This is a genomic window from Kitasatospora sp. NPDC052896, assembly GCF_044547075.1.
Classification (GTDB): domain Bacteria; phylum Actinomycetota; class Actinomycetes; order Streptomycetales; family Streptomycetaceae; genus Kitasatospora.
Window position 1 is genome coordinate 361,909 of sequence record NZ_JBITZU010000002.1, and the last position, 26,601, is coordinate 388,509.

22 protein-coding genes and 3 pseudogenes are annotated in these 26,601 nt (G+C 71.7%); 10 read left to right on the plus strand and 15 right to left on the minus strand.

What is annotated here, in order from left to right; genetic code table 11:
* Positions 1–128 precede the first annotated feature (128 nt).
* Positions 129–680: a peroxiredoxin gene (locus tag ACIGXM_RS07735; protein ID WP_396557940.1), complete on the plus strand. Its 552-nt coding sequence runs from the start codon at positions 129–131 to the stop codon at positions 678–680.
* 2 nt (positions 681–682) lie between these two features.
* A complete protein-coding gene (locus ACIGXM_RS07740; protein ID WP_396557942.1) occupies positions 683–1,213 on the plus strand; it encodes a carboxymuconolactone decarboxylase family protein in 531 nt (176 codons plus the stop codon).
* On the opposite strand, the gene ACIGXM_RS07745 is transcribed toward ACIGXM_RS07740, so the two are convergent.
* The 6 genes from ACIGXM_RS07745 to ACIGXM_RS07770 all read right to left on the minus strand — a co-directional run bounded on the left by ACIGXM_RS07745 (position 1,149) and on the right by ACIGXM_RS07770 (position 8,346).
* On the minus strand, positions 1,149–1,958 hold the full coding sequence (locus tag ACIGXM_RS07745; protein WP_396557944.1) for a hypothetical protein: 810 nt from the start codon (positions 1,956–1,958) through the stop codon (positions 1,149–1,151). The two genes, ACIGXM_RS07740 and ACIGXM_RS07745, sit on opposite strands and share 65 nt — an antisense overlap.
* Positions 1,955–3,334, minus strand: coding sequence for an AAA family ATPase (locus ACIGXM_RS07750; RefSeq protein ID WP_396557946.1), 1,380 nt, complete (start codon positions 3,332–3,334; stop codon positions 1,955–1,957). Before ACIGXM_RS07750 ends, ACIGXM_RS07745 begins: the two co-directional genes overlap by 4 nt.
* 9 nt (positions 3,335–3,343) lie before the next feature.
* Complete coding sequence (locus ACIGXM_RS07755; RefSeq protein WP_396557948.1) at positions 3,344–4,717, minus strand: AI-2E family transporter; 1,374 nt, start codon at positions 4,715–4,717, stop codon at positions 3,344–3,346.
* Between the two features lie 168 nt (positions 4,718–4,885).
* Entirely contained in the window at positions 4,886–5,632 is a 747-nt protein-coding gene (locus ACIGXM_RS07760; RefSeq protein ID WP_396557950.1) for a lytic transglycosylase domain-containing protein, read from the minus strand.
* Between the two features lie 392 nt (positions 5,633–6,024).
* Complete coding sequence (locus ACIGXM_RS07765) at positions 6,025–7,359, minus strand: PhoH family protein (protein ID WP_396557952.1); 1,335 nt, start codon at positions 7,357–7,359, stop codon at positions 6,025–6,027.
* Between the two features lie 192 nt (positions 7,360–7,551).
* On the minus strand, positions 7,552–8,346 hold the full coding sequence (locus ACIGXM_RS07770) for an isoprenyl transferase (RefSeq protein ID WP_396557954.1): 795 nt from the start codon (positions 8,344–8,346) through the stop codon (positions 7,552–7,554).
* 358 nt (positions 8,347–8,704) lie between these two features.
* On the opposite strand from ACIGXM_RS07770, the gene ACIGXM_RS07775 reads away from it, so the two are divergent.
* Complete coding sequence (locus ACIGXM_RS07775) at positions 8,705–10,282, plus strand: chitinase (RefSeq protein WP_396557956.1); 1,578 nt, start codon at positions 8,705–8,707, stop codon at positions 10,280–10,282.
* 104 nt (positions 10,283–10,386) lie between these two features.
* On the opposite strand, the gene ACIGXM_RS07780 is transcribed toward ACIGXM_RS07775, so the two are convergent.
* Positions 10,387–11,082 (minus strand): prepilin peptidase, encoded by a 696-nt coding sequence (locus ACIGXM_RS07780; RefSeq protein ID WP_396557958.1) that lies wholly within the window; start codon positions 11,080–11,082, stop codon positions 10,387–10,389.
* Between the two features lie 90 nt (positions 11,083–11,172).
* Between ACIGXM_RS07780 and ACIGXM_RS07785 the strand changes: the two genes are divergently transcribed.
* Positions 11,173–12,387 (plus strand): pyridoxal phosphate-dependent aminotransferase, encoded by a 1,215-nt coding sequence (locus ACIGXM_RS07785; protein WP_396557960.1) that lies wholly within the window; start codon positions 11,173–11,175, stop codon positions 12,385–12,387.
* A gap of 185 nt (positions 12,388–12,572) precedes the next feature.
* On the opposite strand, the gene ACIGXM_RS07790 is transcribed toward ACIGXM_RS07785, so the two are convergent.
* Positions 12,573–14,399: a phosphoenolpyruvate carboxykinase (GTP) gene (locus ACIGXM_RS07790; RefSeq protein ID WP_396557962.1), complete on the minus strand. Its 1,827-nt coding sequence runs from the start codon at positions 14,397–14,399 to the stop codon at positions 12,573–12,575.
* Between the two features lie 275 nt (positions 14,400–14,674).
* Between ACIGXM_RS07790 and ACIGXM_RS07795 the strand changes: the two genes are divergently transcribed.
* The gene (locus ACIGXM_RS07795; RefSeq protein ID WP_396557964.1) at positions 14,675–15,379 is read left to right on the plus strand and encodes a hemolysin III family protein; all 705 of its coding nucleotides are present in this window, start codon (positions 14,675–14,677) and stop codon (positions 15,377–15,379) included.
* Here the strand turns inward: ACIGXM_RS07795 and ACIGXM_RS07800 are convergent.
* Positions 15,350–15,703, minus strand: coding sequence for a hypothetical protein (locus ACIGXM_RS07800; RefSeq protein ID WP_396557966.1), 354 nt, complete (start codon positions 15,701–15,703; stop codon positions 15,350–15,352). The genes ACIGXM_RS07795 and ACIGXM_RS07800 overlap by 30 nt on opposite strands.
* Positions 15,704–15,924: 221 nt before the next feature.
* Here ACIGXM_RS07800 and ACIGXM_RS07805 point away from each other — a divergent pair.
* Positions 15,925–16,430, plus strand: a pseudogene (locus ACIGXM_RS07805) (hypothetical protein); the annotation flags it as partial.
* A 31-nt stretch (positions 16,431–16,461) separates the two neighbouring features.
* On the opposite strand, the gene ACIGXM_RS07810 reads toward ACIGXM_RS07805, so the two are convergent.
* Complete coding sequence (locus ACIGXM_RS07810; protein WP_396557968.1) at positions 16,462–18,519, minus strand: thioredoxin domain-containing protein; 2,058 nt, start codon at positions 18,517–18,519, stop codon at positions 16,462–16,464.
* A gap of 209 nt (positions 18,520–18,728) precedes the next feature.
* Between ACIGXM_RS07810 and ACIGXM_RS07815 the strand changes: the two are divergent.
* Both ACIGXM_RS07815 and ACIGXM_RS07820 read left to right on the plus strand, forming a co-directional pair.
* Positions 18,729–19,820: pseudogene (locus ACIGXM_RS07815) on the plus strand (hypothetical protein); the annotation flags it as partial.
* A 678-nt stretch (positions 19,821–20,498) separates the two neighbouring features.
* Positions 20,499–21,065 carry a Uma2 family endonuclease gene (locus ACIGXM_RS07820; RefSeq protein ID WP_396557970.1) on the plus strand — a complete coding sequence of 189 codons (567 nt, stop codon included), beginning with the start codon at positions 20,499–20,501 and terminating at the stop codon, positions 21,063–21,065.
* A 162-nt stretch (positions 21,066–21,227) separates the two neighbouring features.
* Here ACIGXM_RS07820 and ACIGXM_RS07825 read toward each other — a convergent pair.
* The 3 genes and pseudogenes from ACIGXM_RS07825 to mca form a co-directional block, all read right to left on the minus strand.
* Positions 21,228–21,386, minus strand: a pseudogene (locus ACIGXM_RS07825) (DUF255 domain-containing protein); the annotation flags it as partial.
* Positions 21,387–21,551: 165 nt separating this feature from the next.
* Positions 21,552–21,743 carry a hypothetical protein gene (locus ACIGXM_RS07830; protein ID WP_396557972.1) on the minus strand — a complete coding sequence of 64 codons (192 nt, stop codon included), beginning with the start codon at positions 21,741–21,743 and terminating at the stop codon, positions 21,552–21,554.
* A gap of 117 nt (positions 21,744–21,860) precedes the next feature.
* Entirely contained in the window at positions 21,861–22,757 is an 897-nt protein-coding gene (gene mca, locus ACIGXM_RS07835) for a mycothiol conjugate amidase Mca (protein WP_396557974.1), read from the minus strand.
* A 130-nt stretch (positions 22,758–22,887) separates the two neighbouring features.
* Here mca and ACIGXM_RS07840 point away from each other — a divergent pair, with 130 nt between their 5' ends.
* Both ACIGXM_RS07840 and greA read left to right on the plus strand, forming a co-directional pair.
* Positions 22,888–23,304 (plus strand): DUF4307 domain-containing protein, encoded by a 417-nt coding sequence (locus ACIGXM_RS07840; protein ID WP_396557976.1) that lies wholly within the window; start codon positions 22,888–22,890, stop codon positions 23,302–23,304.
* A gap of 252 nt (positions 23,305–23,556) precedes the next feature.
* On the plus strand, positions 23,557–24,054 hold the full coding sequence (gene greA / locus ACIGXM_RS07845; RefSeq protein ID WP_396557978.1) for a transcription elongation factor GreA: 498 nt from the start codon (positions 23,557–23,559) through the stop codon (positions 24,052–24,054).
* A gap of 65 nt (positions 24,055–24,119) precedes the next feature.
* Here the strand turns inward: greA and ilvA are convergent, their stop codons facing one another.
* Together ilvA and ACIGXM_RS07855 are read right to left on the minus strand one after the other, a co-directional pair.
* Complete coding sequence (gene ilvA, locus ACIGXM_RS07850) at positions 24,120–25,331, minus strand: threonine ammonia-lyase (RefSeq protein ID WP_396557980.1); 1,212 nt, start codon at positions 25,329–25,331, stop codon at positions 24,120–24,122.
* Between the two features lie 55 nt (positions 25,332–25,386).
* Positions 25,387–26,547, minus strand: coding sequence for a cystathionine gamma-synthase (locus tag ACIGXM_RS07855; RefSeq protein WP_396557982.1), 1,161 nt, complete (start codon positions 26,545–26,547; stop codon positions 25,387–25,389).
* Positions 26,548–26,601: the final 54 nt, after the last annotated feature.

The following is a 26,601-nucleotide window of genomic DNA, read 5'->3' on the forward strand; positions in this document are numbered from 1 at the left end:
ATCAGAGAGAACGAGTCTAGCTATTTCCCTGATCAGTGTGCGTCATGGCACGGTTGATCACGTTCCGGCCGTCGAACCACAGGCGCCCGGGCTCACTCCCCTCAGCATCCAAACCAGGAGAAGCGAACGTGCTCACGATCGGTGACAAGTTCCCCGAGTTCGACCTCAAGGCCTGCGTGGACCTCGACGCCGCGAACGCCTTCGCCGACATCAACCACAAGTCCTACGAGGGCAAGTGGAAGATCGTCTTCTTCTGGCCGAAGGACTTCACCTTCGTCTGCCCGACCGAGATCGCCGCGTTCGGCAAGCTGAACGAGGAGTTCGCGGACCGCGACGCGCAGGTCCTGGGCGTCTCCGGCGACTCCGAGTTCGTCCACCACGCCTGGCGCAAGAACCACGCCGACCTGCGTGACCTGCCCTTCCCGATGCTGGCCGACATCAAGCACGAGCTGATGCAGGCCTGCGGCGTCCAGGCCGAGGACGGCACCGCCCAGCGCGCCGTCTTCATCGTGGACCCGAACAACGAGATCCAGTTCGTCATGGTCACCGCCGGCTCGGTCGGCCGCAACCCGCAGGAGGTCCTGCGGGTGCTGGACGCCCTGCAGACCGACGAGCTCTGCCCGTGCAACTGGAGCAAGGGCGAGGACACCCTGGACGCCGCCGCCCTGCTGGCCGGCTGACCATGGCGCTCGACGAACTGAAGGCCGCGCTCCCCGAGTACGCCAAGGACCTCAAGCTCAACCTGAGCGCCCTGATCGGCAACTCGACGCTGCCCGAGCAGCAGCTCTGGGGCACCGTGCTCTCCTGCGCGATGGCCACCGGCAGCAAGGCCGTGCTGAGCGAGCTGGAGCCGCAGGCCAAGGAGATCCTCTCCGAGCAGGCGTACAACGCGGCCAAGGGCGCCGCCGCCATCATGGCGATGAACAACGTCTACTACCGCACGGTGCACCTGCTCTCCGACAAGGAGTACGGCAACCTGCGGGCCGGACTGCGGATGAACTTCATCGCCGCGCCCGGCGTGGAGAAGCTCGACTTCGAGCTCTGGTCGCTGGCGGTCTCCGCGATCAACGGCTGCGGCATGTGCCTCGACTCGCACGAGCAGGTGCTGAGCAAGGCCGGCGTCTCGCGTGAGACGATCCAGGCCGCGTTCAAGATCGCTGCGGTGATCCAGGCCGTGGCGTCCGTGCTGGACGCCGAGGCCCAGCTGGTCTGACCTGACCCGGCTCGGTCCGAAGCCCCCGCTCCCCGGAGCGGGGGCTTCGGCGTGCCAGCAGCTCCAGCCCGGCCACCGCCTCCGGCCCGAAGACCAGCGTCGCCCGCGGCGCCCCGCACAGCCGCAGCATCGCGTAGAGGACGTCGGCGAACGGCTGCACGGCCAGCGCGTGGGCGACCGCGGCCGCCTCGGCCTGTTCGTCCAGCGCGTCCAGGTGGGCCAGGTCGCGCAGCATCGAGCGGCAGCGGACGTACGCCTGGGCCCGGCCGCGCTCCAGCACCGGGCGGTCCAGCCCGAAGATCTGGATCGTCTCGCGGCCCTTGGGCGAGCGCGGGCGGTAGGCGCCGGTGGCCAGCACCAGGTCCAGGTGCTCGGCGGGCTCGTCGGCGGTCGGGTCGATCAGGAGCGGCTCGCCGTGCCGGTCGGTCGGGTAGAGGTCGCGCTTCTGGTTGCTGTTGCAGAACGCGCAGGCCCAGAGGTGGTTCAGCCAGTCGAAGGCGCGCATCGGCGCCATCGCGATCGGCTGGAAGTGGTCGATGCTGGTGCCCTCGCTGTCCCCGCAGTACATGCAGCGGGACAGCCCGGAGGCCATCGCGACCAGGTGCACGCTCAGCTCCCGGCGCACGGTCCGGCTGTCGCGCCACAGCTCGCGCGCCCCGCCGCCCCGGTCGGCCAGCCGCTCGGTCCGGGCGACCAGCCGGGCGGCCAGCTCCTCGGGCAGCTCCCCGCGCTGGAGCGGGATCACCCGCGCCGCCCGAGCCGGGCCGAGACCTCGTCCACCCGGGCGGAGAGCGAACTCATCAGCTTCTCGCTCAGCTCCTGGTACTCGGCCAGCTCCTCGTCGCTGGAGTCGCCGGCCAGCACCCGCCCCTCGATGTCGCCGAGCCGCCGCCGGGCGTCCTCGGCCTGCTCCGAGTAGGGCGACTCCAGGCCGAACAGCTCGGAGAGCACCGCGTCGTCGCCGCTGCCGTAGACGATCCGGCGGTGCAGCTCCTCGCCGACCGGCTGCGGCGGGAAGTCCTCGTCCGCCCCCGCTATCCGGATCAGCCCGCCCGGGTCGGCGGCCTGGCAGATGTACGGGCTGTGGGTGGAGACGATGAACTGCACGCGGGGGAAGTGCGCCTTCAGCCACGGGCCGATCCGCTGCTGCCAGCTGACGTGCAGGTGGGCGTCGACCTCGTCGATCAGCACCACGCCGGGCAGCGTGATCGCGCCCGACCCGTCCAACGGCAGGCTGCCGTAGGCGGACTGGAACTGCCGGACCAGGTCGAGCACCAGCGCCGCCACCGTGCGGTAGCCGTCGCTCATCTCCCGGAGTGGGAAGTCGGGCCCGCCGACCTGCTGGTCCTCGGCGCCCCGCCCGGCCCGGCGGACCCAGAGCCCGTCCGAGTCCACGCGGGAGACCGCGAAGCCGTCCGGCAGCAGGCCATCCGAGAGCAGCGCGGCCACCACGTCCAGCGCCTCCTGCGCGCCGGGGCGGCCCTCCAGGCGGCGGACGTGCTGGTCGACCAGCCAGGAGACGCCCTCGGCGAGCGAGGCCTCCTCGTGGAACAGGGTGGCCAGCCGGCCGACCGGACCGGCCGAGAGCATCAGCCGCTGGCTCTCCCCGAAACCGCCGAGCAGCCGGCGGAACGGGCCGTAGCCGGCGAAGAACCAGCCGCGCGGGTTCTCCGCCCAGGGCCCGCGCTCGGGGTTGGTCGAGCCGAAGGCGGTCAGCTCCGGGCGCGGGCCCGGGCCGAACGGCGCGAACCCGGGCAGGCCGTAGCCGCCCGGTGCGGTCCCCGGCGCCGGCAGCCGCCACTCCAGCCCGAGCCGCAGGTCGTACTTGGGCGCCTTGCCGCTGCCCGCCAGCCGGTCCACCGTCCAGTCCGGCCGGACGAAGGCCTGCACCCAGCCGGTGCTCTCCCCCGCCGTGATCCACCCGGAGAAGTCGCTGACCAGGCTGCGGGCCACCGCCGGGCCGCCGAGCGCCAGCGCCAGCGCGCGCAGCAGCGTGGTCTTGCCGGAGCCGTTCCGCCCGGCCAGTACCGTCCAGCCGGCCTGCGGGAGCTCCAGCTGCCGTACCTCGCGGGCCGGTGTGAAACCACGGATGCCCGAGATGCCCAGCCTGGTGACATACATGACGCCACTTTAGGAGTCGGCGGGGGCCTCCGGGGAGTGCTCGTGCAGAACCGCCGCCTCCTGGGCGGCCCCCTGAGCCGCCTCCTGGGCCGCCTCCAGCGCGACGAACACCTCGTGCCCGGCCGCGTTGCGCTGCCGCAGGTAGCCGACCACCGTGTTGGTCACCGCGATCAGCGGCACCGCCACGATCGCCCCGCCGATCCCGCCGATGATCGACCCGGACGCGACGCCGAGCACCACGCCCAGCGGGTGCACCCGGACCGCCCGGCCCAGGATCAGCGGCTGCAGCAGGTGTCCCTCGATCTGCTGGACCGCCACCAGCACCACCAGCACCATCCCGGCGGTGTACACGTCCTTGGTCACCAACGCGATCAGCACCGCCAGCGTGCCGGTGACCAGCGCCCCGACCAGCGGGACGAACGCCCCGAGGAAGATGATCACCGCCAGCGGCATGGCCAGTGGCACGCCGAGCAGCTGGATCCCGATCCCGATGCAGAGCGCGTCGATGAAGGCGACGAAGACCGTGCCCCGGACGTACGCGGTGAGCGTCGCCCAGGCCTTCGGCCCGGCGCCGGCCATCGCGTAGCGGGACTGCCGGGGCAGCCCGCGCAGCGCCCAGTTCCAGATCCGCGCGCCGTCGTAGAGCAGGAAGAAGGTGGTGAAGATGGTGAGCAGCACCCCGGTCAGCACCTCGATGGCGATGCTCACCCCGGTGAAGCCGAGCGAGGTGATCTGCTGCGAGTTGTTGCCGATCGCGGTCTGGATCTGGTGGGTGAACTGGGTGATCTGCTGGGGCGTCACGTGCATCGGGCCCTTGACCAGCCAGTTGTGCAGGGTCTCGACACCCGTCTGGGCCCGCGCGGAGACCGCCGAGATGTTGGTGGTCACCTGCCAGACCACGAACCAGCCGACCAGCCCGATCCCGGCCAGCCCGGCCAGGAAGGTGCCGGCCGCGGCGAGCGAGCGCGGCACCCCGTGCCGGCGCAGCCAGGAGACGGTGGGTTCGAGCAGCGCCGAGATCAGCAGGCCGGCCAGCACCGCGAAGGCGACCAGCCGCAACATGTCGACCACGTCGAAGATCACGTAGAGCGCGGCGCCGAGCAGCAGCAGTCGCCAGGCCGACTCGGCGGCGACCCGCAGGCCCCACGGCACCGCGTCGGCCGGCTTGGCGGGCCGACCGAGGTGCGAGTCGCGGACCGGCGGCGACTGGTAGCCGGCGGGGGCGGCGGCCCGCGGCGCTGGGACCGGCTCCGGTGGTACGGGCTCGGCCACGATGGCGGCGCGTCGGCGCTCCTCCAGCCCGGCGGCGGCCCGGGCCGCTATCGACGAGGTCCCCGCGGCCAAGGCTCTGATCGCCTTGAGTCCCCGCTCACCGCGTGCCATCCCGGCCGTCCTCCCGATCGCCATCCTGGTCACCCAGGCAGGGCGCCCGGGGATGACGCTACCCGGACCCGGGGCCGATCATGGCAGCGGGCCCCAAAACCGCGTGGCCCCCGACCTGAGGGCCGGGGGCTGGCACGGTATGACGATTTCTAGGCCGGTCGGCCGGACCTAGTACCAGCTGTGCGCCTGCCAGAACGACCAGGCGTCGCAGGGGCTGCCGTAACGGCTGTTCATGTAGCCGAGCCCCCACTTGATCTGGGTGGCGGGGTTGGTCCGCCAGTCCGCGCCGGCCGAGGCCATCTTGGAGCCGGGCAGTGCCTGGACCAGACCGTAGGCGCCGGAGCCGGCGTTGGTCGCCTGGTAGTTCCAACCGCTCTCGCGCGTGACGATGTTGCTGAAGCACTGGAACTGGGTGCTGTCGCCGATCATCTGCTGCGCGATGGCCTGGACCGAGCCCGGGCTGACCGAGATCGTCGGGGCCGAGTCGGAGGAGGCGGAGTCGTCCGTGGCGGACATCGCGGACTTGGCCTTGGCCGCGGCGGCGGCCTGGGCCTGCGCCTGGGCCTGTGCGGCAGCGGCGGCCTGGGCCTGCGCCTGGGCCTGTGCGGCGGCCTTGTCCGCGTCGGCCTTCGCCTGCGCGTCGGCTGCCGCCTGCACCCGAGCGGCCTCCTGGGCGGCCTTGGTGGCCGCCGCGTCGGCCGCCACCTGCTGCGCGGTGGCCTGGGCGGTGAAGTTGTCGCTGATGGTCTGCGCCTGGGCGGCTGAGGGAACGTCGGCGAGCAGGCTGGCGCCCGCGACGTCGACCGCCTGGGGGGTCGCGCCCTCGCTGCCCGAGGCCACGCCCACCACGGCACCGACGGCGGTGACGGCGGTGGCGGAGGCCACAGCGACTCCCCGGACCGAGATCCGAGTCACATGGTTTCCTTCCAGCGTCGCCCACGCGTGACCGTGCGGGCGCAACATGCCCCTGGTCGCTGGCCTCCACCTGTGCTGGTCACGGGAGGCACTGGCCCGGTGCCCGCTCCGGCGAGGCCGGTGCGGACGAGGAAATCGGGCGGCGTACGGTCCTGCGATATTCAGTTGTCAGCCAACAGCCGGTCCGTACGCGGGGCCTGACAGAACCCACACCATGCCGCAAGCGGACGCGCCAGCGCAATTCCCGGTTGCGTGGCGAAGCTCACATCCTTCGCCCGGGCGCGAGTTGGGCCACCGCCGGGTCAACTGCGGTGCGATGTCATGAAGATCCGCCCGTGATCGGCCAGAACACCGAAGACGGACGGATCGTTCGTATCCAACCATCCGACCCGCTAGGGCTGGATGTCCTCCAGCATCTCGGTCACCAGGGCGGCGATCGGGGAGCGCTCGGAGCGCGTGAGGGTGATGTGCGCGAAGAGCGGGTGCCCCTTCAGCTTCTCCACTACGGCGACCACGCCGTCGTACCGACCGACCCGCAGGTTGTCCCGCTGGGCGACGTCGTGGGTGAGCACCACCCGCGAGCCCTGGCCGATCCGGGAGAGCACCGTGAGCAGCACGTTCCGCTCCAGCGACTGGGCCTCGTCGACGATCACGAAGGCGTCGTGCAGCGATCTGCCCCGGATGTGGGTGAGCGGCAGCACCTCCAGCATCCCGCGGGAGATCACCTCCTCGATCACCGCCGGGGTGGTGACCGCCCCGAGGGTGTCGAAGACCGCCTGGGCCCAGGGACTCATCTTCTCCGACTCGGAGCCCGGCAGATAGCCGAGCTCCTGGCCGCCGACCGCGTACAGCGGCCGGAACACCATCACCTTGCGGTGCTGCCGGCGCTCCAGCACGGCCTCCAGGCCGGCGCAGAGCGCCAGCGCGGACTTGCCGGTGCCGGCCCGGCCACCGAGCGAGACGATGCCGACCTCGGGGTCGAGCAGCACGTCCAGGGCGACCCGCTGCTCGGCGCTGCGGCCGCGCAGCCCGAACGCCTCGCGGTCACCGCGGACCAGCCGGACCCGGCCGTCCACGGTCACCCGGCCGAGCGCCCGGCCGCGCTCCGAGCTGAGCACCAGTCCGGTGTGGACCGGCAGCTCCTCGGCACCGTCGACCTCGAGGGCGGCCTCGTGCGGCGCGCTGAACAGCGCGTCCACCTGATCGCCGGAGACGGGCAGTTCGGACATTCCGGTCCAGCCGGAGGTGATCGCCAGCTCGGCGCGGTACTCCTCGGCGAGCAGCCCGACCGCGCTCGCCTTGATCCGCATCGGCAGGTCCTTGGAGACGACCGTGACGTCGTACCCCTCCGCCTGCAGGTTGCGGGCGACCGCCAGGATCCGGGTGTCCGCCTCCCCGCCGCCGAGCCGGTAGCCGGCCGGGAGCAGCGAGGTGTCGGAGTGGTTCAGCTCGACCCGGATCGAGCCGCCGATCTCACCGACCGGGATCGGCTCGTCCAACCGGCCGTAACGGATCCGGTAGTCGTCGAGCAGGCGCAGGGCCTGGCGGGCGAAGTACCCCAGCTCGGGGTGGTGCCGCTTGGCCTCCAGCTCGGTCACCACGACCACCGGGAGGACCACCTCGTGCTCCTCGAAGCGCGTCATGGCGAGCGGGTCGGCCAGGAGCACACTGGTGTCAAGGACGTACGTGCGCCGGTCTGGTGTCCGGCGGCTCTTGGAACTGACCACTAGGCCTCCAGGGCGGGCGACCCTGCGTCACCCGCGGCTCACCGGCCCCCGCGACCCCGTTGGTGCCAGGGTGCCGGTCTGCCATGTCTATTCCCTGACGGCGGGTCGGGCATGCCCGGCCAGGCGAACTCCGAGATCACTCCGGATGAACGTTTGTCCACGCCGGCCCTGGGGGTAGGTGGCGACGGAAGGTCAGCCGCCGTAGCGGCGGTGCCGCTCCTCGTAGGCGCGCAGCGCGCGCAGGAAGTCGACCTTGCGGAAGGCCGGCCAGTAGGCCTCGCAGAAGTAGAACTCGCTGTGCGCGCTCTGCCAGAGCAGGAAGCCCGAGAGCCGCTGCTCACCCGAGGTGCGGATGACCAGGTCGGGATCGGGCTGGCCCTTGGTGTAGAGGCGCTCGGCGATGTGCTCGACGTCGAGGATCTCGGCCAGTTCCTCGATCGTGGTGCCGCGCTCGGCATGCTCCTGCAGCAGCGAGCGGACCGCGTCCGCGATCTCGTGCCGGCCGCCGTAACCGACGGCGACGTTGACGGTGATGCCCTCCAGGTGCTCGGTGGCGGCCGCGGCACTCTTCAGGATCTCGGCGGTCTTCGGCGGCAGCACGTCGAGCGTGCCGATCGGGTTGACCTTCCACTTCTGGGCGTCGGCGAGACCGGTCACCGCGTCCTCGATGATCCCCAGCAACGGGACCAGCTCGTCCGCCGGGCGGGAGAGGTTGTCGGTGGAGAGCATCCAGAGGGTGACCACCTCGATCCGGGTCTCGTCGCACCAGCCGAGGAACTCCTTGATCTTGTCGGCGCCGCGCTGGTGGCCGAAGGCGGTCGAACCGCCGGCCGCCTTCGCCCAGCGGCGGTTGCCGTCCATGATCACGCCGACGTGGTGCGGGGTGCGCCCGAGATGGGCCTCGACCCGCTGACCGTAGAGGTTGTACATGCCGCCCAGCAGGGTGCGCAGACCCGGCGTGCGGTCGACGACATCGCGCAGACCCATGACGTTCAGCCCCTCCGAGCTCGTACCCCCTGGCCCTGGCACGCTCCGCGCTGGGTCCGGAGGAAGCCTACTCCGGCGGCGCAGTCGACGGGAAAGCAGCAGGTGGGGATGGTGTGGAGCCGTCGTCGCGAGAACGCCGGACGGACACGGCGAGGTCTCCGGATCCTTAAGGGCGGGTAAAGGCGGGCGATGACTCCTTGACGCTCGGCATTGGTCTAGTCCAACTTGTTCGACACGTGGTTGGACGGCCAACCACCCTCGCTCCCGGGCGTCTTCCCGCGCCGTTCCCTCCTCCCCCACCCGGAGCCGCCGCGCCCCCACCGCGGCGGCTCCCCCTCCTCCTCCAGGAGAAACCCCCATGGACCGTACGGTCGTCTCCCCCACCCACCGCGGACGCCGGCGCGTCCTGCCGGCACTCACCGCCGGCTCCACCGCGCTCGTGCTGGCCGGCGCCGGCCTGGCGCTCACCGCCGGGCCGGCCGGCGCCGCGGTGGGCGACCTGGTGACCAACGGCGGTTTCGAGACCGGCACCCTGGCCGGTTGGAGTTGCGCCGGCGGCGCGAGCGCGGTCTCCACGCCGGTGCACTCCGGCTCCTACGCGCTGCGGGGCGTGCCGACCGGCGCGGACACCGCGCAGTGCGGCCAGACCATCGCGGTCCAGCCCAACTCCACCTACACGCTGGCCGGTTGGGTGGAGGGCCCGTACGTCTACCTGGGCGCGAGCGGAACCGGCGGGACGGACCCGAGCAGCTGGTCGAGCCAGACCGGCTGGAACCAGCTGAGCAGCACCTTCACCACCGGGGCCGGCACCACCAGCGTCACGGTGTACGTGCACGGGTGGTACGGACAGGGCGCGTACGGCGCGGACGACATCACGCTGACCGGACCGGGCGGGTCCGGAACGCCCACGCCGACCCCCACTCCGACGCCGACCCCGACACCCACGCCGACGCCGACACCCACTCCGACTCCGACTCCGACTCCAACGCCCACGCCCACGCCCACGCCCACGCCCACCAGCGCTCCCCCGTCGACCGGCCTGCCCAAGCACCTGCTGACCGGCTACTGGCAGGACTTCGACAACGGCGCCACCGACCAGAAGCTCGCCGACGTGCAGAGCGCCTACGACATCATCGCGGTCTCCTTCGCCAACGCCGACCCGACCAAGCCCGGCGGCATCACCTTCGCCCTCGACCCGACCCTCGCCAGCAACCTCGGCGGCTACACCGACGCCCAGTTCAAGGCCGACATCGCCGCCAAGCACGCGGCCGGCAAGAAGGTCGTCCTCTCGGTCGGCGGCCAGAACGGCGCGATCACCGTCGCCGACGCCGGTTCCGCCGCCGACTTCGCGAGCAGCGCCTACGCGCTGATCCAGCAGTACGGCTTCGACGGCATCGACATCGACCTGGAGAACGGCGTCAACCCGACCTACCTGGCGCAGGCCCTGCACACCCTGGCGGCCGAGGTCGGCCCGGGCTTCGTCCTCACCATGGCCCCGCAGACCATCGACATGTACAACACCAGCGGCGACTACTTCCAACTGGCGCTCGCCACCAAGGACATCCTGACCGTCGTCAACACCCAGTTCTACAACTCCGGTGGGATGAACGGCTGCGACGGCAAGGTCTACGACCAGGGCACGGTCGACTTCATCACCAGCCAGATCTGCACCCACATCGAGGGCGGCCTCGACCCGTCCCAGATCGGCATCGGCGTGCCGGCCTCCGCCAAGGCGGCGGGCGGCGGCTACGTGAACTCCACGGTGGTGGACGACGCGTTGGACTGCCTGGCCACCGGCACCCACTGCGGCACCTTCGTCCCGCCGGCCAAGTGGCCCACCATCCGCGGCGCGATGACCTGGTCCACCAACTGGGACGCCGCGGGCGGCGACGACTTCTCCACCAACGTGGGCGCCCACGTCCACGCCATGCCCTGACTCCGCCCGCGGCATTCCGTCCGCGGCCGGCCCCTCGAGGGGAGGGCCGGCCCGGGGTGGTGGGCCCGTCGCGCCGGGGACAGGTGCGACGGGCCCACCGCCGTTCAGCGCGCCGAGAGCACCGCGAGCAGCGCGCCGAGCAGCATGCACGGCCCGAACGCCAGCTGGTGGCCGGCCTTGGCCCGACCGGTCAGCAGCAGCAGTCCGCCCCACAGCGCCGCGCAGAGGAAGCCCGCGAACACCCCGGTGTAGACCGCCGGCCAGCCGTACCAGGCGAGCAGCGCGCCGAGCGCCGGGGCGAGCTTGGCGTCGCCGAAGCCCATCGGGGCGAGCAGCGCCAGCGTCCCGTAGACCGCCCCGAGCACCAGCGCGGCCAGCAGGCAGCGGGTGAGCACGGCCGGCCGGTGGTCCAGCAGCGCGGCCAGCGGCAGCAGCACGGCCGTCCCCAGCGCCAGCCGCAGGGTGAGCGCGTCCGGCAGCCGGCGCTCGGCGGCGTCCACGAAGCCGAGCACCACGCCGAGCAGCCCGGTCCACGCCAGCAGCAGGCCGATCGGCCAGCTCGCCGCCGCGCCGATCGCGGCGCCGACCCCGACCGCGACCAGCTCGACCGCGAGCGGCGCCGGGCCGCCCGGCGCGCCCGTGCGCGGGCAGCGCGCGGAGGGCGGCAACCACCGGTGCGCCGTGCCGCAGTCGCAGACCCGCAGCGGCTCGCCGTACGGCACGGCGTAGCGGGCCGCCGCCGCACGCAACGGCGGGGCGGCGGCCAGCCCCGCGGTGGCTCCCAGCAGCAGTCCGATCACGACTCCCCCTCTGCCCAACGCCGCCCCCGCGCAATCCCGGGCCACCGGGAACGCGCGCGGGTTCGGGCGGTGGGCCCGTAGAGTGACCGCATGCAGGTCTTCCAGTCCAGCAAGCTCGCCAATGTCTGCTACGACATCCGCGGCCCGGTACTCGACGAGGCGATGCGGCTGGAGGACCAGGGCCATCGCATCCTCAAGCTGAACACCGGCAACCCGGCCGCCTTCGGCTTCGAGGCCCCGTCGGAGATCCTGCAGGACATCCTGCGCAACCTGGCCGGCGCGCACGGTTACGGCGACTCCAGGGGCCTGCTCTCCGCCCGGCGCGCCGTGGTGATGCACTACGAGGAGCGCGGCCTGCACGACCTGGGCGTCGACGACGTCTACCTGGGCAACGGCGTCTCCGAGCTGATCCAGCTGGCGATGACCGCGCTGCTGGACAACGGCGACCAGGTGCTGGTCCCGGCCCCCGACTACCCGCTCTGGACCGCCTCGGTCAGCCTGGCCGGCGGCACCGCCGTGCACTACCGCTGCGACGAGCAGTCCGAGTGGTACCCGGACCTGGCCGACATCGCCGCGAAGATCACCGACCGCACCCGGGCGATCGTGGTGATCAACCCGAACAACCCGACCGGCGCGGTCTACCCGCGCGAGGTGCTGGAGGGGATCGTCGAGCTCGCCCGCCAGCACCAGCTGGTGGTCTACGCCGACGAGATCTACGACAAGATCCTCTACGACGACGCCGAGCACGTGCCGCTGGCCACGCTGGCCCCGGACCTCTTCTGCGTCACGTTCAACGGGATGTCCAAGGCCTACCGGGTGGCCGGCTTCCGGTCCGGCTGGATGGTGCTCTCCGGCGACCGTGACCGCGCGCCCAGCTACATCGAGGGTCTCAACACGCTGGCCAGCATGCGGCTCTGCGCCAACATGCCGGCCCAGCACGCGGTCGCGGCGGCGCTCGGCGGCCGGCAGTCGATCAAGGACCTGCTGCTGCCCGGCGGCCGGCTGCTGGAGTCCAGGGACGCCGCGTACCGGCTGCTCAACGAGATCCCCGGGGTCAGCTGCGTCAAGCCGAAGGGCGCGCTGTACGCGTTCCCGCGGCTCGACCCGTCGGTCTACAAGGTGCGGGACGACGCCCAGCTGGTGCTGGACCTGCTGCGGTCGCAGCGGATCCTGATCGTCCAGGGCACCGGCTTCAACTGGCCGGATCCGGACCACTTCCGGCTGGTCACGCTGCCGCGCCCGGAGGAGATCGAGGACGCGGTGACCCGGATCGGCACCTTCCTCCAGGGCTACGTGCAGCCGTAGCGCCTGGCCACCGACGAGAGCGGCCCCCCGGAACGCCGACGGCCGCAGTCCCCAGCCCGGCGATCCCACTGGTCGGGGAGGATCGCCGGGCCGGAGGCCGCGGCCGTACCGAGGTCGAGCGAGGTCATGCCGGTCCGGCCGCCACGCGTTCCGCGCGCGGCGGTCGGACCGGAACCCCGGAGGCGTCAGCCCAGGCGCTTGACCAGCGCCCGGTACTCGTCCCACAGCTGGCTGGGCGTGTGCTCACCGAAGAGCTCCAGGTGGGCGGGGATCAGCCCGGCCTCCTGCCGCCAGATGTCGGTGTCCACGCTCAGCAGCAGGTCGAGGTCGTCGGCCGACAGCTCCAGGCCGTCCAGGTCGAGCTCCTCGGCCTTGGGCAGCCGGCCGATCGGGGTCTCGACGCCCTCGACCGTGCCCTCCAGGCGGTCGACGATCCACTTGAGCACCCGGCTGTTCTCGCCGTAGCCCGGCCAGACGAACTGGCCGTCGCTGTTCTTGCGGAACCAGTTGACGTAGAAGATCTTCGGCAGCTTGCCGGCGTCGGCCTGCGCGCCGAGCTTCAGCCAGTGCGCGAAGTAGTCGCCCATGTTGTAGCCGCAGAACGGCAGCATCGCGAACGGGTCGCGGCGCAGCTCGCCGACCGTGCCCTCGGCGGCGGCGGTCTTCTCGGAGGCGATGTTGGAGCCCAGGAAGACGCCGTGCTGCCAGTCGAAGGACTCGGTGACCAGCGGAACCGCGGTGGCCCGGCGACCGCCGAACAGGATGGCCGAGATCGGCACACCCGCCGGGTCCTCCCACTCGGGGGCGATGGTCGGGCACTGCGCGGCCGGGACGGCGAACCGCGCGTTCGGGTGGGCGGCCGGGGTGCCGGACTCCGGCGTCCAGTCGTCGCCGCGCCAGTCGGTCAGGTGGGCCGGCGGCTCGTCGGTCAGGCCCTCCCACCAGACGTCGCCGTCGTCGGTGAGCGCGACGTTGGTGAAGACGGTGTTGCTGTGCAGGGTGGCGATGGCGTTGGCGTTGGTGTCCACGCCAGTGCCCGGGGCGACGCCGAAGAAGCCGGCCTCCGGGTTGATCGCGTAGAGCCGGCCGTCCTTGCCGAACCGCATCCAGGCGATGTCGTCGCCGATGGTCTCCACCTTCCAGCCCGGGATGGTGGGCTGGAGCATGGCCAGGTTGGTCTTGCCGCAGGCGCTCGGGAAGGCCGCGGTGACGTACTTGACCTCGCCGCTCGGCGGGGTGAGCTTCAGCACGAGCATGTGCTCGGCCAGCCAGCCCTCGTCACGGGCCATCGTGGAGGCGATCCGCAGCGCGTAGCACTTCTTGCCGAGCAGCGCGTTGCCGCCGTAGCCCGAGCCGAAGGACCAGATCTCCCGGGTCTCCGGGAAGTGCGAGATGTACTTGGTGCTGTTGCACGGCCACGGCACGTCCGCCTGGCCCTCGGCCAGCGGGGCGCCCACGGTGTGCACGGCCCTGACGAAGTCGCCGTCCTCGCCGAGCTGGTCGAGCACTGCCTGACCCATCCGGGTCATCACCCGCATCGACACCGCGACGTAGGCGGAGTCGGTGATCTCGACGCCGTAGGCGGCCAGCGGCGAGCCGACCGGGCCCATCGAGAACGGCACGACGTACATCGTGCGGCCCTTCATCGAGCCCCGGAACAGACCCCGCTCGCCCTGGAAGATCTCCCGCATCTCGGCGGGGGCCTTCCAGTGGTTGGTCGGGCCGGCGTCCTCCGCCCGCTCGGAGCAGATGAAGGTGCGGTCCTCGACCCGCGCGACGTCGCTGGGGTCGGACGCGGCGTAGTAGGAGTTGGCTCGCTTCTCGGGGTTGAGCTTCTTGAAGGTGCCCTGCTCGACCAGGAGTTCGGAGAGCCGGCGGGCCTCCTCCTCCGAGCCGTCACACCACTCGACGCGGTCCGGCTGGGTGAGCTCCGCGATCTCGCTGACCCACGCCACCAGGCGCTGGTGACGGGTCGGGGCGGCTGCGCTGAGGGCAGAGTTCTCGTACGACACGATCGCTCCGTTTCACGCCTGATCGTCCATGACAGGCGTCCGGGGGTTTGAGGGTGCTTGCAGCGTAGCCCGGCCATTTGAGGGACAACACGGCGTCATGGCAGCTTTGCCGCAAGTTTTGCTACTCATTGGCCAAAAACTGGCAGATCCCTGGGCGACTTCGGCAGGTGTCGACCATGAGTCGATCGGGGTGGAACACTCCAGAATGGCCAAAAGTGATGAGAGCCACTTCCTACTTACAAGTAACCTACGCACCCGTAGGTAGCATGAGGATCATGACTGCGGCCTCGGACACCTCTGCCACGCCTGCGCCCGGCTCCTCGCCCGTCGGCGGCGTGCTGCCCGCCAAACCCGCCTGGCGCGGCTGGCTGCACGCGGGGATGTTCCCCGCCTCGGTGGCCGCCGGGATCGTGCTGATCTGCCTGGCGGACTCACCACGGGCCCGGGTCGCCTGCGCGATCTACTCGGTGACGGCCTGGCTGCTGTTCGGGATCAGCGCCGTCTACCACCGCTTCGACTGGGGACCGCGCGGCGACGCGGTGCTGCGCCGGCTCGACCACGCGAACATCTTCCTGATCATCGCGGGGTCCTACACGCCGTTCACCATCCTGCTGCTGCACGGCGGCCGCCGGGAGCTGCTGCTCTGGCTGGTCTGGGGCGGCGCGCTGGCCGGGATCGCCTTCCGGGTCCTCTGGGTCGGCGCCCCGCGCTGGCTCTACACGCCCTGCTACCTCGCGCTGGGCTGGGCCGCGGTGTTCTTCCTGCCCGACTTCCTGCGCACCGGCGGGGTCGCGGTGATCACCCTGATGGTCGTCGGCGGCCTGCTCTACAGCGCGGGCGGCGTGGTCTACGGCCTCAAGCGGCCCGATCCGTCACCGCGCTGGTTCGGGTTCCACGAGGTCTTCCACGCCTTCACGCTGGGCGCCTTCATCGTGCAGTACGTCGGCGTCTCACTGGTGGCCTACAACGCGACCCGCTGACGACAGCCCGTCCGCCGGCCGCGCCGCCGACGCCCCGGCGCGCCGGCTGGCCAGCGCGTCCCGCTGCTCACGGGCCCGGCGGCAGCGCTCGCAGTGCGCGGCGTCCTCGACGAACGGGCCGGCCGGTGTGCCGGGGTGCTCGCGGCGCAGCAGGTAGCGGAACCGGCGGGCGACGTAGACCATCACCAGCAACACCTCGACCGAGGCCACCGCCCAGACCAACGGCGCGCCGTCGACCAGGTAACCCGCGACCACCATCAGCGCGCCCGCCACCACGGCGACGCCACCCCAGAGCTGCAGATCCCGCGCATCGCGCACAGCCACCGCCACCTCTCCCCGCTCTGACCCCGTGCCACATGGTATCGACCGACCGTGACACGCCGTAGTCAGCGGTGGGCGAACAGCGCGTCAACCTTTCCTCAACTCCCGGTGCCAACACGCGCGCGGGTGCCTCCGAGGTTCCGGGGCAGCGGCCGGGTCGAGGGTGTGGACCGGCACGGTCGGCCCGGACAGCCGTGGGGCGCAGTTCGCCGCCCGAACTGGCCATGGTCCTGCGGACCGGCCCCTTCCACCTGGCCCTGCGGACCGCGCTCGGCGCGCGCGGGCTGGCGCCGCACCGGGTGCAGCAGCACCTCGCTCAGCGTGGCGGGCACGTCGGGGTGACCAGCCTGAGCTACTGGCAGCAGGGCCGGCGCCGCCCGGAGCGCCCCGAATCCCTGCACGCGGTAGGGGCGCTGGAGGAGGTGCTGGAACTCCCGACGCACTCGCTGACCCGGCTGCTCGGCCCCGGCGGACGCTCGGCGAGGAACCGGCCGCGGTGCCCGTCCGCCCGTACCGCGACCTGGTCTCCCCCGCCACCGCGGTGGACGAGCTGCTCGCCGAGCTGTCCGGCCCGCGCGACACCGGCCTGCACACCGTCGCCCACATCGAGCGGATCCGGCTCGGCGCCGACCGCCAACTGCTGCGCCGCGACTCGCAGCACGCGCTGCGGGCCCACCGCGACGGCGTCGACCGGTACCCGGCCATCTACCAGGGCGACCCGGGTTGCGACGTGGCCGGGCCCGGCAGCCGGGGCCACTTCGCTACTCCGCGTGGGCGCCCAGCCGGCGCGCCAGCTCCGCCGGGTCGGCCGTGGGGGCCTCGCAGGCGAAGTGCCGGCAGACGTACCCCGCGGGCGCGCCGTCCAGCAGCGGGCGGTCCGTCAGCAGCGGCACCCGGGCCGGCTCGCCCGGGCGGGTCGGCTCGCCCAGCGCCACCACCGCGCCGGGCGCGGTGCCCGACAGCGCCGCGCGGTGCAGCGCGGCGGTCCGCGGGTCGCCGGCCGGGCCGACCACCGCGACCTCGCGCGGTCCGTCGGCCAGCGCCTCGGCCGCCGCCAGCCCCCAGCCGATGAACCGCGGCGCCTGCCCGGCCAGCGCGCCGACCACGCCCAACGCCCGCTCGGCGGCGGTGCGGTGGCGCGCGGAGCCGGTGTACGCCGAGTACGTCAGCAGCGCCTGCGCGGCGGCCGTCCAGCCGGACGGGGTCGCGTTGTCGGTCGGGTCCTGCGGGCGGCGGATCAGCTCCTCGGCGTCATCCGCCGTGTCGTACAGAGATCCTGACGCCTCGTCGGTGAAGTGCTTGAGCACCAGGTCGAGCAGCCCGCCAGCCAGCTCGAGCCAGGACTCCTCGCCGGTCACCGCGTAGAGCGCCAGGAACCCCTCGGCGGTGTCGGCGTAGTCCTCCAGCACCCCGGCGTTCGGACCCGGCCGGCCGTCCCGCGAGGTGCGCAACAGCCGTCCCGTCTCGGTCAGATGGACCGAGAGCAGCAGGTCGGCGGCGCGCGCCGCGGCCTCCACCAGGTCGGGCCGGTCCAGCAGTGCGCCGGTCTCGGCGAGTGCCGCGATGGCCAGGCCGTTCCAGGCCGCGACCACCTTGTCGTCCCGGGCCGGCGCCGGACGCTCGGCGCGGGCCGCCAGCAGTTGGGTCCGGACCCGCTGGTACGCCGCCGGATCGTCCGGCTCGTGCAGCAACTGCAGGACGGAGGAGCCGTGTTCGAAGCTGCCGTGCTCGGTGACCGAGAACAGCTCGGCGGCCAGCGCACCGTCCGCCTCACCCAGTGCCCCGGCCAACTGCCCCGGCGTCCAGGCGTAGTAGGCACCCTCGGCGGACCTGCCGGTCGCCGGGTCCAGGCTGTCCGCGTCCAGCGCGGAGGCGAACGCGCCCTCGGGGGTGCGCAGTTCGCGCAGCAGGAAGTCCGCGGTCTCCAGCGCGATCCGACGCGCCTGCGGCTGCCCGGTGGCCCGCCACAGGTGCAGGTAGACCCTCAGCAACAACGCGTTGTCGTAGAGCATCTTCTCGAAGTGCGGCACGATCCACTCGGCGTCCACCGAGTAGCGCGCGAAGCCGCCGCCGAGCTGGTCGTAGATCCCGCCGCGGGCCATCGCCTCGCAGGTCCGCTCGGCCATCTCCAGGGCCGGGCCGGAGCCGGTCCGGGCGTGGTGGCGGAGCAGGAACTCCAGCACCATCGACGGCGGGAACTTGGGCGCCCCGCCGAAGCCACCGCACTCGGCGTCGAAGCCGTGGCCCAGCGCCACCAGCGCCTGGTCCAGCTCCGCCGCCCCCGGCGGGCGCAGCCCCACGCCCGCGCCGTACACCGCGGCCCGCTCCGCCAGGTCGGCCCGGATCCGGTCGGCCACCTCGCCGACCTCGTCCCGGCGCTCCCGCCAGGCGGCCGACACTCCCTCCAGCACCTGCCGGAACCCGGGCATCCCGTGTCGCGGCTCGGGCGGGAAGTAGGTGCCGAAGTAGAACGGGGCCTTCTCGGGGGTGAGGAAGACCGTCATCGGCCAACCGCCCTGCCCGGTCGCCGCCTGCACCGCCTCCATGTACACCGCGTCGACGTCCGGCCGCTCCTCGCGGTCCACCTTGACGGAGACGAAGTGCTCGTTGAGGTACTCGGCCAGCCCCGCGTCCTCGAAGGACTCGTGCGCCATCACATGACACCAGTGGCAAGCCGCGTACCCGACGGACAACAGCACCGGCACCCCGCGCCGCTCGGCCTCCGCAAAGGCCTCCGGCCCCCAGGGCCACCAGTCCACGGGGTTGTCGGCGTGCTGCAACAGGTACGGGGAGGTGGCATCGGCCAGGCGGTTCACCATGTGGGCAGTATCGCAGCACCGGCCGCGGGAACCCCGAAACCGGAACGGACTGGTGGCGTCGGTGCCAGCCGGTCGATCCGTGCAGTCCTGCCGCACGCGCCGCGGCTGCGGAGTCGAGCGGCACAGCAATCCCCCATCACCCCCCCTTCTTGTGCAAGTGACAATAACTGAAGCACCTTGCAGGAAATGCAAGATGACGTGTGGTCAGTGTCCGCCATTCGTTCGATCACTACTTCAGCATTCGCACGCCCTACGGGCTCACCCCGGACGCCTGGCTCGCCCACACCGCTCAGGTCCGCGGCAGCCGCGCGGCCGAGATCGCGGATCTCTACCGGGAGAGCCGGATCGGTGTGGAGCGGGTCAACTGGCTGATCCGGTACCTCGCCGAGGATGCCCGGAACCGCCACGACGACGGCACCCTGTTCGACCAGCACCGCCAGGAGCAGACCCCCGGCAGGACGAAGGCCCTGACCGTGACGGCCCTCACCGTCCTCGGCGCCGCGGCCCTGGCCGCGTTCGGCACGGCGGTCTCGGGTGCCGCCCAACTTCGGCCGCTGTGGGCGTTCCTGGCCGTGCTCGGGGCGGCCTGGTCCGGGCACGCGGCCGCTTCCCGGTGGTTGGAGGTCAGGCGCGAAGAGTACCGCCTGATCCGGGAGACCCAGGAGTACCAGGAACAGCTGACCGCGCGACAGGTCGCCTACCAGCGCTGGCAGTCGTTCCTGGGCGCCACTCGCCCCAGCGAGCTGGAAATGGAGACCTGGCTCACCTGCGACAAGACTTCGTTCGTCGATGAGGCGCTCCGGCACCACCAGCTCACCTGGCGCGACCTGATCACCCACACCATCCTGGTGGCCCCGGGTCCTTCCTACAAACGGGGCCGGGTCAGGGGCGGCCCTTGGCGGTACTCGCACTACGTCTTCCGCCTGTTCCTGTTCACCCAGGACGGCATCCGCGAGGTCAGTTCCGAGTTCAACTTCTCCGACGCGACGCGCAGGAACGAGCAGCGGAGCAACTACCGGTTCGACGCGCTGTCCTCCGTACAGGTGACGGAGAACGTCGACGTCGGCTACGACCTGGAGCTCGTCCTCACCAACGGACCTGCCAGGAAGATCCGCATCAAGGACGCCGACGCCCATCAACTGGCGCCGAACGAGAACTCCCAGGAGATCTCCGAGATCAACCTCAGCGCGACCGGCTCCACCCACACCTTCCGCATCCTGGAGGGGATAGCGGCGGACGGGAAGAGTTGGATCGAACGGCACGGCCCCGACAACCTGACGCCCTTCCAGATCGCCGGCTGATCCTGAACTCGAGCATAGGAACGCCTGTGACCTCCACGGACGATGTCACCGAGAGCAAAATCCTGCTGGCCGAGTACGACTGCCTCAAGGAGGAACAGAAGACCCGCATAGGGTTCCGCGACAACCTGCTCTACTTCACGCTCGCCGCAGCCACTGCGGTCGTGGCGGTCACCGTCCAGAGTGGACAGTCCCGCCTGCTGCTCCCCCACCGTTCAGCCCCTGCTCGTGTTCACTTCTCTCGTGCAGACGCTCGCCCTGGCCGTACTGGGCTGGCAGTTCCTGCGCCGTGCGGAGCGGTAGCACCAGCCCGCACCGGACCCGCTCGGCACACGCTTGCGACGCCTCCGGTGCGCGGAGGCGCGGGCCGTGCTCCGCCATACGGTCAGCAGCCGTCCGGCTCGGGCCGGGGCAGTTCGTCCAGGTCGAGGGTGTAGGTGCGCCCGTCGGCCAGCTATCCCGAGCCGCACTCGTGCGTGTGCGCCGCGATGCGGCCGGAGCCGGTGGACCGGGTTCCCGTCGGCACCGGAGAACACCACATACCCTGCGACCAAGGAGGTTCACGGCAGCACTCCGCCGGGCGCGGAGCGTGCGACACGCAGAGCAGCGCCCCGGAGCCGCGGAACAGTACGCTGGGCCCAGCAGCACCGAGCCCTGTCGAGCCCCCGAGGAGGTACGCCGATGACCGCCGAGATGGTCGCTCCCGGGTGGATGCACCAGCAGATCACCGCGGACGAGTACGACTCCTGGTCCGCGGAGCAGTGCGCGGGTGTCGAGATCGTGGACGGGATGGTCGTCGTGAGCCCGAGTGCGTCCAAGCGGCACAACCGCCTGGCCCGGATCCTGGCGAACTCCCTGGATGCAGCCGCCGGTCCGGACTGGAACGCCGACACGGACTTCGATGTCCGGTTGCAGGACGTGCCCCTCACCAACCGGCGGCCCGACGTCGTGGTCTACCGGGCCGAGACCATCGACATCACACCCACCCGCCCGGAGCACGTTCTCCTGGTCGTCGAGGTCGTGTCACCGGGTTCGGAGACCACCGACCGCATCGTGAAGGTGAATCAGTACGCCCAGGCCGGCATCGCCTTCTACTGGCGGATCGAGCAGACCGCCAACGGCGTTCCCCTCGTCTACACCTACGTCCTCGACCCTGCGAGCCGGTCCTACCGCGACGCCGACATGTTCACCGGCACGATCCGGACCGCCGCTCCGTTCGCGATCGAGATCGACCTCAACACGATCTGATCCGCGCTCAGGACATGCGTACGGCCTGATCTCAGGCGAGGCGGCCAGCTGGTCTTCGCCCCAGGCCTCCATCTGCCCGCACAATCACTCACCTTGCGTGTCAGTTTCGGCACACTTTGGAAACGCCCCAGGTCAGAACTACCTAGCTGTACACATCTACTGGCACCAGGGGCACGCCGCGTAGCCCACGCTCAGCAGCACCGGAACTCCGCACCGGGCCGCCTCCGCGAACGCCTCCGGCTCCCACGGCCACCAGTCGACCGGGTTGTCCGCGTGCCGGAGGAGGTGCGGCGACGTCGCGCTACCGAGTCGGGCGGGCAGCACGGCGGACCGGCGGATCCGTTCGGCAGGCCGGGGCCGCCGGACGCGGGCGGGACCCGGCTCAGCCGGGTCCGCCGACTCCGTGCACGGACGGCCGGGAAAACCGGGCGCCGAATCGCGTGTTCGGCCCGCCCGCCGACGGGCCGGGGCACGCCCCGGCCCGGACTACTCCTGCGTGGGGTCCGGCTCCTCGGTGAAGTCGATCCGCTTGAACTGCGAGTTCATCGACTTCACCAGGAACCAGGTGGCCACGCCCAGCGCGGCGAAGACGACGAAACCCAGCAGGCCGGGAGTGACCTTGCTCTCGTCGAGGGCCAGCGTGGCGACCGAGTGGGTGAGGTTCATGGGGGTGCTCATTCCTCCATGGTGACCCGGCCTTCTTACGACCGGGTCACCGGGGTGGTGCGTGTCGGGCGCGGCGCCCGTGACGTGCTGCTCAGGACCTGTCCGGACGCCGCCGCGCGACGCCGGAGGCTACTTCACGCCCTCGGTGGCCAGGCTGGCCGCCCGCAGCCCGGCGAACAGGTCGTCCTCCGGCAGGTCGGTGTCGACCAGCGACCGCGCCAGCTCGTAGTCCTCGGTCGGCCACACCTCGCGCTGGGTCTCCAGCGGGACGCGGAACCACGGGCCGTCCGGGTCGATCTGGGTGGCGTGCGCGATCAGCGCCCGGTCCCGGGTCTCGAACCAGTCCGCGCAGTGCACCCGGGTGGTGATCTCGCGCTCCTGGCGCCCGCTCTTCTCCCAGCCGGAGATCCACTCGCCGTACGGGGAGTCCAGCCCGTTCTCGGTGAGGTACTTGTGCAGCGCGCGGATCCGGCCCATCGGGAAGCCGTGGTTGTAGTAGAGCTTCAGCGGCTGCCAGGGCTCGCCGGCCTCGGGGTAGGCGTCCGGGTCGCCGGCGGCCTCGAAGGCCCGCATGGTGATCTTGTGGGTCATGATGTGGTCGGGGTGCGGGTACCCGCCGTTCTCGTCGTAGGTGGTGATCACCTGCGGCTTGAACTCGCGGATCAGCCGGACCAGCGGCTCGGTGGCCGCCTCGACGTCCTGCAGCGCGAAGCAGCCCTCCGGCAGCGGGGGCAGCGGATCGCCCTCGGGCAGGCCCGAGTCGACGAAGCCCAGCCAGGCCTGCTGGACGCCGAGGATCTCCCGGGCGGCGTCCATCTCCTTGCTGCGGACCTCGTGGATGTTCTCCTCGATGAACGGATCACCCTGGAGCTTCGGGTTGAGCACCGAACCGCGCTCACCGCCGGTGCAGGTGGCGACCAGCACCTCGACCCCCTGGGCGACATACATGGCCATGGTGGCGGCACCCTTGCTGGACTCGTCGTCCGGGTGCGCGTGCACCGCCATCAGCCGCAACTGCTCACTCAACGCCTGGTTCCTTCCGGGAATGTCCGGCTCAGCATCGTTCCCCCTATAGTGACGGACTGGAGGGCCCGCGCATTCCCCCGAGTTTCCGGGGTCGCACCACCAGGGTCGCCAGGGAAGGACTGATCGAGCCATGAACGGCACCACGACGGCACCCGTCGGCGCTCCCGAGGGCCGCTACGGCCGGCGCGACGACCGCGAGGCCGACCGCCGGTTGAAGATCGTCGGCGCGGTCTGCGGCGCGCTGGTGATCGGCCTGGTCGCCTGGATCGGCGTCTCGTACGTGATCACCAACTCCAAGCTGAACGGCGAGGTGGTGACCTTCCAGGTGGTCTCCGACAGCGAGGTCCAGGCCCAGCTGAACGTCAGCAAGGACTCCGGCACCGGCGGCGTCTGCACGATCCGCTCGCAGGCGCCGGACCAGTCCGTGGTCGGCCAGCTGGACGTGCCGATCCCCAAGGCCGGCAGCACCTTCTCCGAGATCGTGACGATCAGGACCACCGCCCGCGGCACCACGGCAGAACTACTCAGCTGTACGCCGTCGAAGTAGCCGCTCCCCGGCAGCCCGGCGGTCGCATGAGCGGGCCGCCGGACGGGAAGTTTCTCCGAACGGGCCGTTAACGCGCCGCCAACGGCCCCTCCCGTCCGTCGCCGGACATTGTTACGCTCGTGGTTTCGCCCCTTCCGCGCCGGATGGCTCGGTCGCGGGCGTTGCTTTGTAGAGAGCACCGGCCCCCACCCACCCGTTCCACCCCTGCTGACACCAACCCTCAGCACAGCCCAGCACCGACGAGGAGCACCCGTGACCCAGACCAGCGACAACGTGACCTGGCTCACTCAGACCGGCTACGACAAGCTCAAGGGCGAGCTGGACTACCTGACCGGCACCTGGCGCACCGAGATCGCCCAGAAGATCGAGGAAGCGCGCTCGGAAGGTGACCTCAAGGAGAACGCCGGCTACCACGCCGCCAAGGACGACCAGGGCAAGGGCGAGGCCCGGATCCGCCAGCTGACCCAGCTCCTGGAGCGCGCCAAGGTCGGCGAGGCCCCCGAGGACTCCGGCGTGGTGGCGCCCGGCATGGTCGTCACGGTCGCGTTCGACGGCGACCCGGACGACACCATGGAGTTCCTGCTCGGCTCGCGCGAGGCGGCCGGCGACGACCTGGACGTCTACTCGCCGCAGTCGCCGCTGGGCAGCGCCATCAACGGCAAGAAGATCGGCGAGGACGCCAGCTACGAGCTGCCGAACGGCAAGAAGGCCAGCGTCCGGATCATCGAGGCCAAGCCCTACACCGGCTGACGGACCACGCGCAGGGGCCCGGACGGCGCTTGCCGACCGGGCCCCTCGGCGTACAACGAGTCGGGCTACCGCGAGACCACGTACCCGGCGTCCGCCAGTTCGCCGACCACCGCCAGGCAGTGCTCCGGCCCCTTGGTCTCCAGGTGCAGGTCCACCTCCACCTCGGAGGGCCCGAGCCGCGGGTCGGTCCGCACGTGCGCCACGTCCAGCACGTTGGCGTCCACCGCGGAGAGCACCCCGAGCAGCGCCGCCAGCGAGCCCGGCCGGTCGGACAGCCGGACCCGCAGCGAGAGGTAGCGGCCGGCCGCCGCCAGCCCGTGCCGCAGCACCCGCTGCAGCAGCTGCGGGTCGACGTTGCCGCCGGAGAGCACCGCGACCACCGGTCCCTCGAACTCCCCCGGGTGCTCCAGCAGCGCCGCGATCGGGCTCGCCCCGGCCGGCTCGACCACCAGTTTGAGCCGCTCCAGGGCCAGCAGCAGCGCCCGCGAGAGTGAATCCTCGCCGACCGTGCGCACCCCGTCCGCCAACGTGTTGACCAGCTCGAACGGGATGTCACCGGGCCGGCCGACCATGATCCCGTCGGCCATGGTGTGGAAGGAGGGCAGGGAGACCGGCCGCCCGGCCGCGAGCGAGGGCACGTACGCGGCGGCGCCGGCCGCCTGCACGCCGATCACCCGGACGTCCGGGCGCAGCGGCTTCACCGCGGCCGCGATCCCGGCCAGCAGCCCGCCACCGCCCACCCCGGCCAGGATGGTGCGCACCTCCGGGCACTGCTCCAGGATCTCCAGGCCCACCGTGCCCTGGCCGACCACGATGTCCGGGTGGTCGAACGGGTGGATGAAGACCGCGCCGCTCACCTCGGCGAAGCGCTCCGCCGCCTCGAGCGCCTCGTCCACCGTCGCGCCGTGCAGCCGGACCTCGGCGCCGTACTCACGGGTCGCCGCGACCTTGGGCAGCGGTGCGACGCGCGGCATGAAGACCGTGGAGCGCACGCCCAGCAGCGCCGCCGCCAGCGCGACGCCCTGCGCGTGGTTGCCGGCGCTGGCCGCGACCACCCCGCCGGCCCGCTGCACCGGCGACAGCCCGGCGATCCGCACGTACGCGCCGCGCAGCTTGAACGAACCGGTGCGCTGCAGGTTCTCGCACTTGAGGTGGACCGGCGAGCCGACCAGCGCGGAGAGGTGCCGGCTGCTCTCCATCGGGGTGACCCGGGCGACCCCGGCGAGCATCTTGTGGGCGCCGCGGATGTCGTCCACGGTGATCGGCCAGCTCTGCATGGGGTCAGCGTAGAGCGCCCCGGGCCACCCGGCCCGGGGCGCTCCACGACCGGCGTCAGCCCAGCGCTCGGGCCAGGTCGGCCACCAGGTCGTCCGCCGACTCGATGCCCACCGACAGCCGGACCAGGTCGGACGGCACCTCCAGCAGCGAACCGGCCACCGAGGCGTGGGTCATCCGGCCCGGGTGCTCGATCAGCGACTCCACGCCGCCCAGCGACTCGCCGAGGGTGAACAGCTGGGCCCGGTTGCAGACCTCCACCGCCGCCTCCTCGCCGCCCTCGACCCGGAACGAGACCATCCCGCCGAAGGCCTTCATCTGCTTGGCGGCCACCTCGTGGTTCGGGTGTCCGACCAGGCCCGGGTAGTAGATCTGGGTGACCCGCGGGTGCCGGCTCAGCAGCGCCACCAGCTGCTCGGCGTTGGCGGTGTGGCGGTCCATCCGGACGCCCAGCGTCTTGATCCCGCGCAGCACCAGCCAGGCGTCGAACGGCCCGGCCACCGCGCCCATCGCGTTCTGGTGGTAGGCCAGCCGCTCGCCCAGCTCGGCGTCGGCCGCCACCAGCGCGCCGCCCACCACGTCGGAGTGGCCGCCCATGTACTTGGTGGTCGAGTGCACCACCACGTCCGCGCCGAGCGCCAGCGGCTGCTGCAGGTACGGGCTGGCGAAGGTGTTGTCCACCACCAGCAGCGCGCCCGCCGCGTGCGCGATCTGGGCGACCGCGGCGATGTCGGTGATGCCGAGCAGCGGGTTGCTCGGGGTCTCGACCCAGACCGCCTTGGTGTTGGCCCGGATCTTCTCCCGGACCTTCTCCGGGTGCTGGGTGTCGGCGACGTCGTACTCGACGCCCCAGCGGGTCAGCACCTTGTCGAACAGGCGGAAGGTGCCGCCGTAGGCGTCGTTCGGGATCACGATGTGGTCGCCCGGCTGGAGGATGGTCCGCAGCAGGGTGTCCTCGGCAGCCAGGCCGGAGGCGAAGGCGAGCCCGCGCCGGCCGCCCTCCAGCGCCGCGAGGCACTCCTCCAGCGCGGTCCGGGTGGGGTTGGCCGAACGGCTGTACTCGTAGCCGCCGCGCAGGCCGCCCACGCCGTCCTGCTTGTAGGTGGAGACCTGGTAGATCGGAGGGACGACGGCCCCGGTCCGGGGGTCTGCTTCCTGACCCGCGTGGATGGCGATGGTCTCGAAGCCCTGGGAAGGCTGGTGCTGGTGGTCAGTCATGGCACCCGAGCGTAGTGGCAGGGCCGGAATCCGGTGGCCTCGCGGAGCGTTCCC

Bases quoted from the DNA above. Each gene is read 5' to 3' on its own strand.
- ACIGXM_RS07750 (WP_396557946.1), bottom strand. From the start codon at position 3,334: ATGTATGTCACCAGGCTGGGCATCTCGGGCATCCGTGGTTTCACACCG.
- ACIGXM_RS07855 (WP_396557982.1), bottom strand. From the start codon at position 26,547: ATGACTGACCACCAGCACCAGCCTTCCCAGGGCTTCGAGACCATCGCC.
- ACIGXM_RS07830 (WP_396557972.1), bottom strand. From the start codon at position 21,743: ATGAGCACCCCCATGAACCTCACCCACTCGGTCGCCACGCTGGCCCTC.
- ACIGXM_RS07810 (WP_396557968.1), bottom strand. From the start codon at position 18,519: ATGGTGAACCGCCTGGCCGATGCCACCTCCCCGTACCTGTTGCAGCAC.
- ACIGXM_RS07840 (WP_396557976.1), top strand. From the start codon at position 22,888: ATGAACGGCACCACGACGGCACCCGTCGGCGCTCCCGAGGGCCGCTAC.
- ACIGXM_RS07795 (WP_396557964.1), top strand. From the start codon at position 14,675: ATGACTGCGGCCTCGGACACCTCTGCCACGCCTGCGCCCGGCTCCTCG.
- ACIGXM_RS07785 (WP_396557960.1), top strand. From the start codon at position 11,173: ATGCAGGTCTTCCAGTCCAGCAAGCTCGCCAATGTCTGCTACGACATC.
- ACIGXM_RS07740 (WP_396557942.1), top strand. From the start codon at position 683: ATGGCGCTCGACGAACTGAAGGCCGCGCTCCCCGAGTACGCCAAGGAC.
- ilvA (WP_396557980.1), bottom strand. From the start codon at position 25,331: ATGCAGAGCTGGCCGATCACCGTGGACGACATCCGCGGCGCCCACAAG.
- ACIGXM_RS07755 (WP_396557948.1), bottom strand. From the start codon at position 4,717: ATGGCACGCGGTGAGCGGGGACTCAAGGCGATCAGAGCCTTGGCCGCG.
- ACIGXM_RS07820 (WP_396557970.1), top strand. From the start codon at position 20,499: ATGACCGCCGAGATGGTCGCTCCCGGGTGGATGCACCAGCAGATCACC.
- ACIGXM_RS07770 (WP_396557954.1), bottom strand. From the start codon at position 8,346: ATGGGTCTGCGCGATGTCGTCGACCGCACGCCGGGTCTGCGCACCCTG.
- ACIGXM_RS07775 (WP_396557956.1), top strand. From the start codon at position 8,705: ATGGACCGTACGGTCGTCTCCCCCACCCACCGCGGACGCCGGCGCGTC.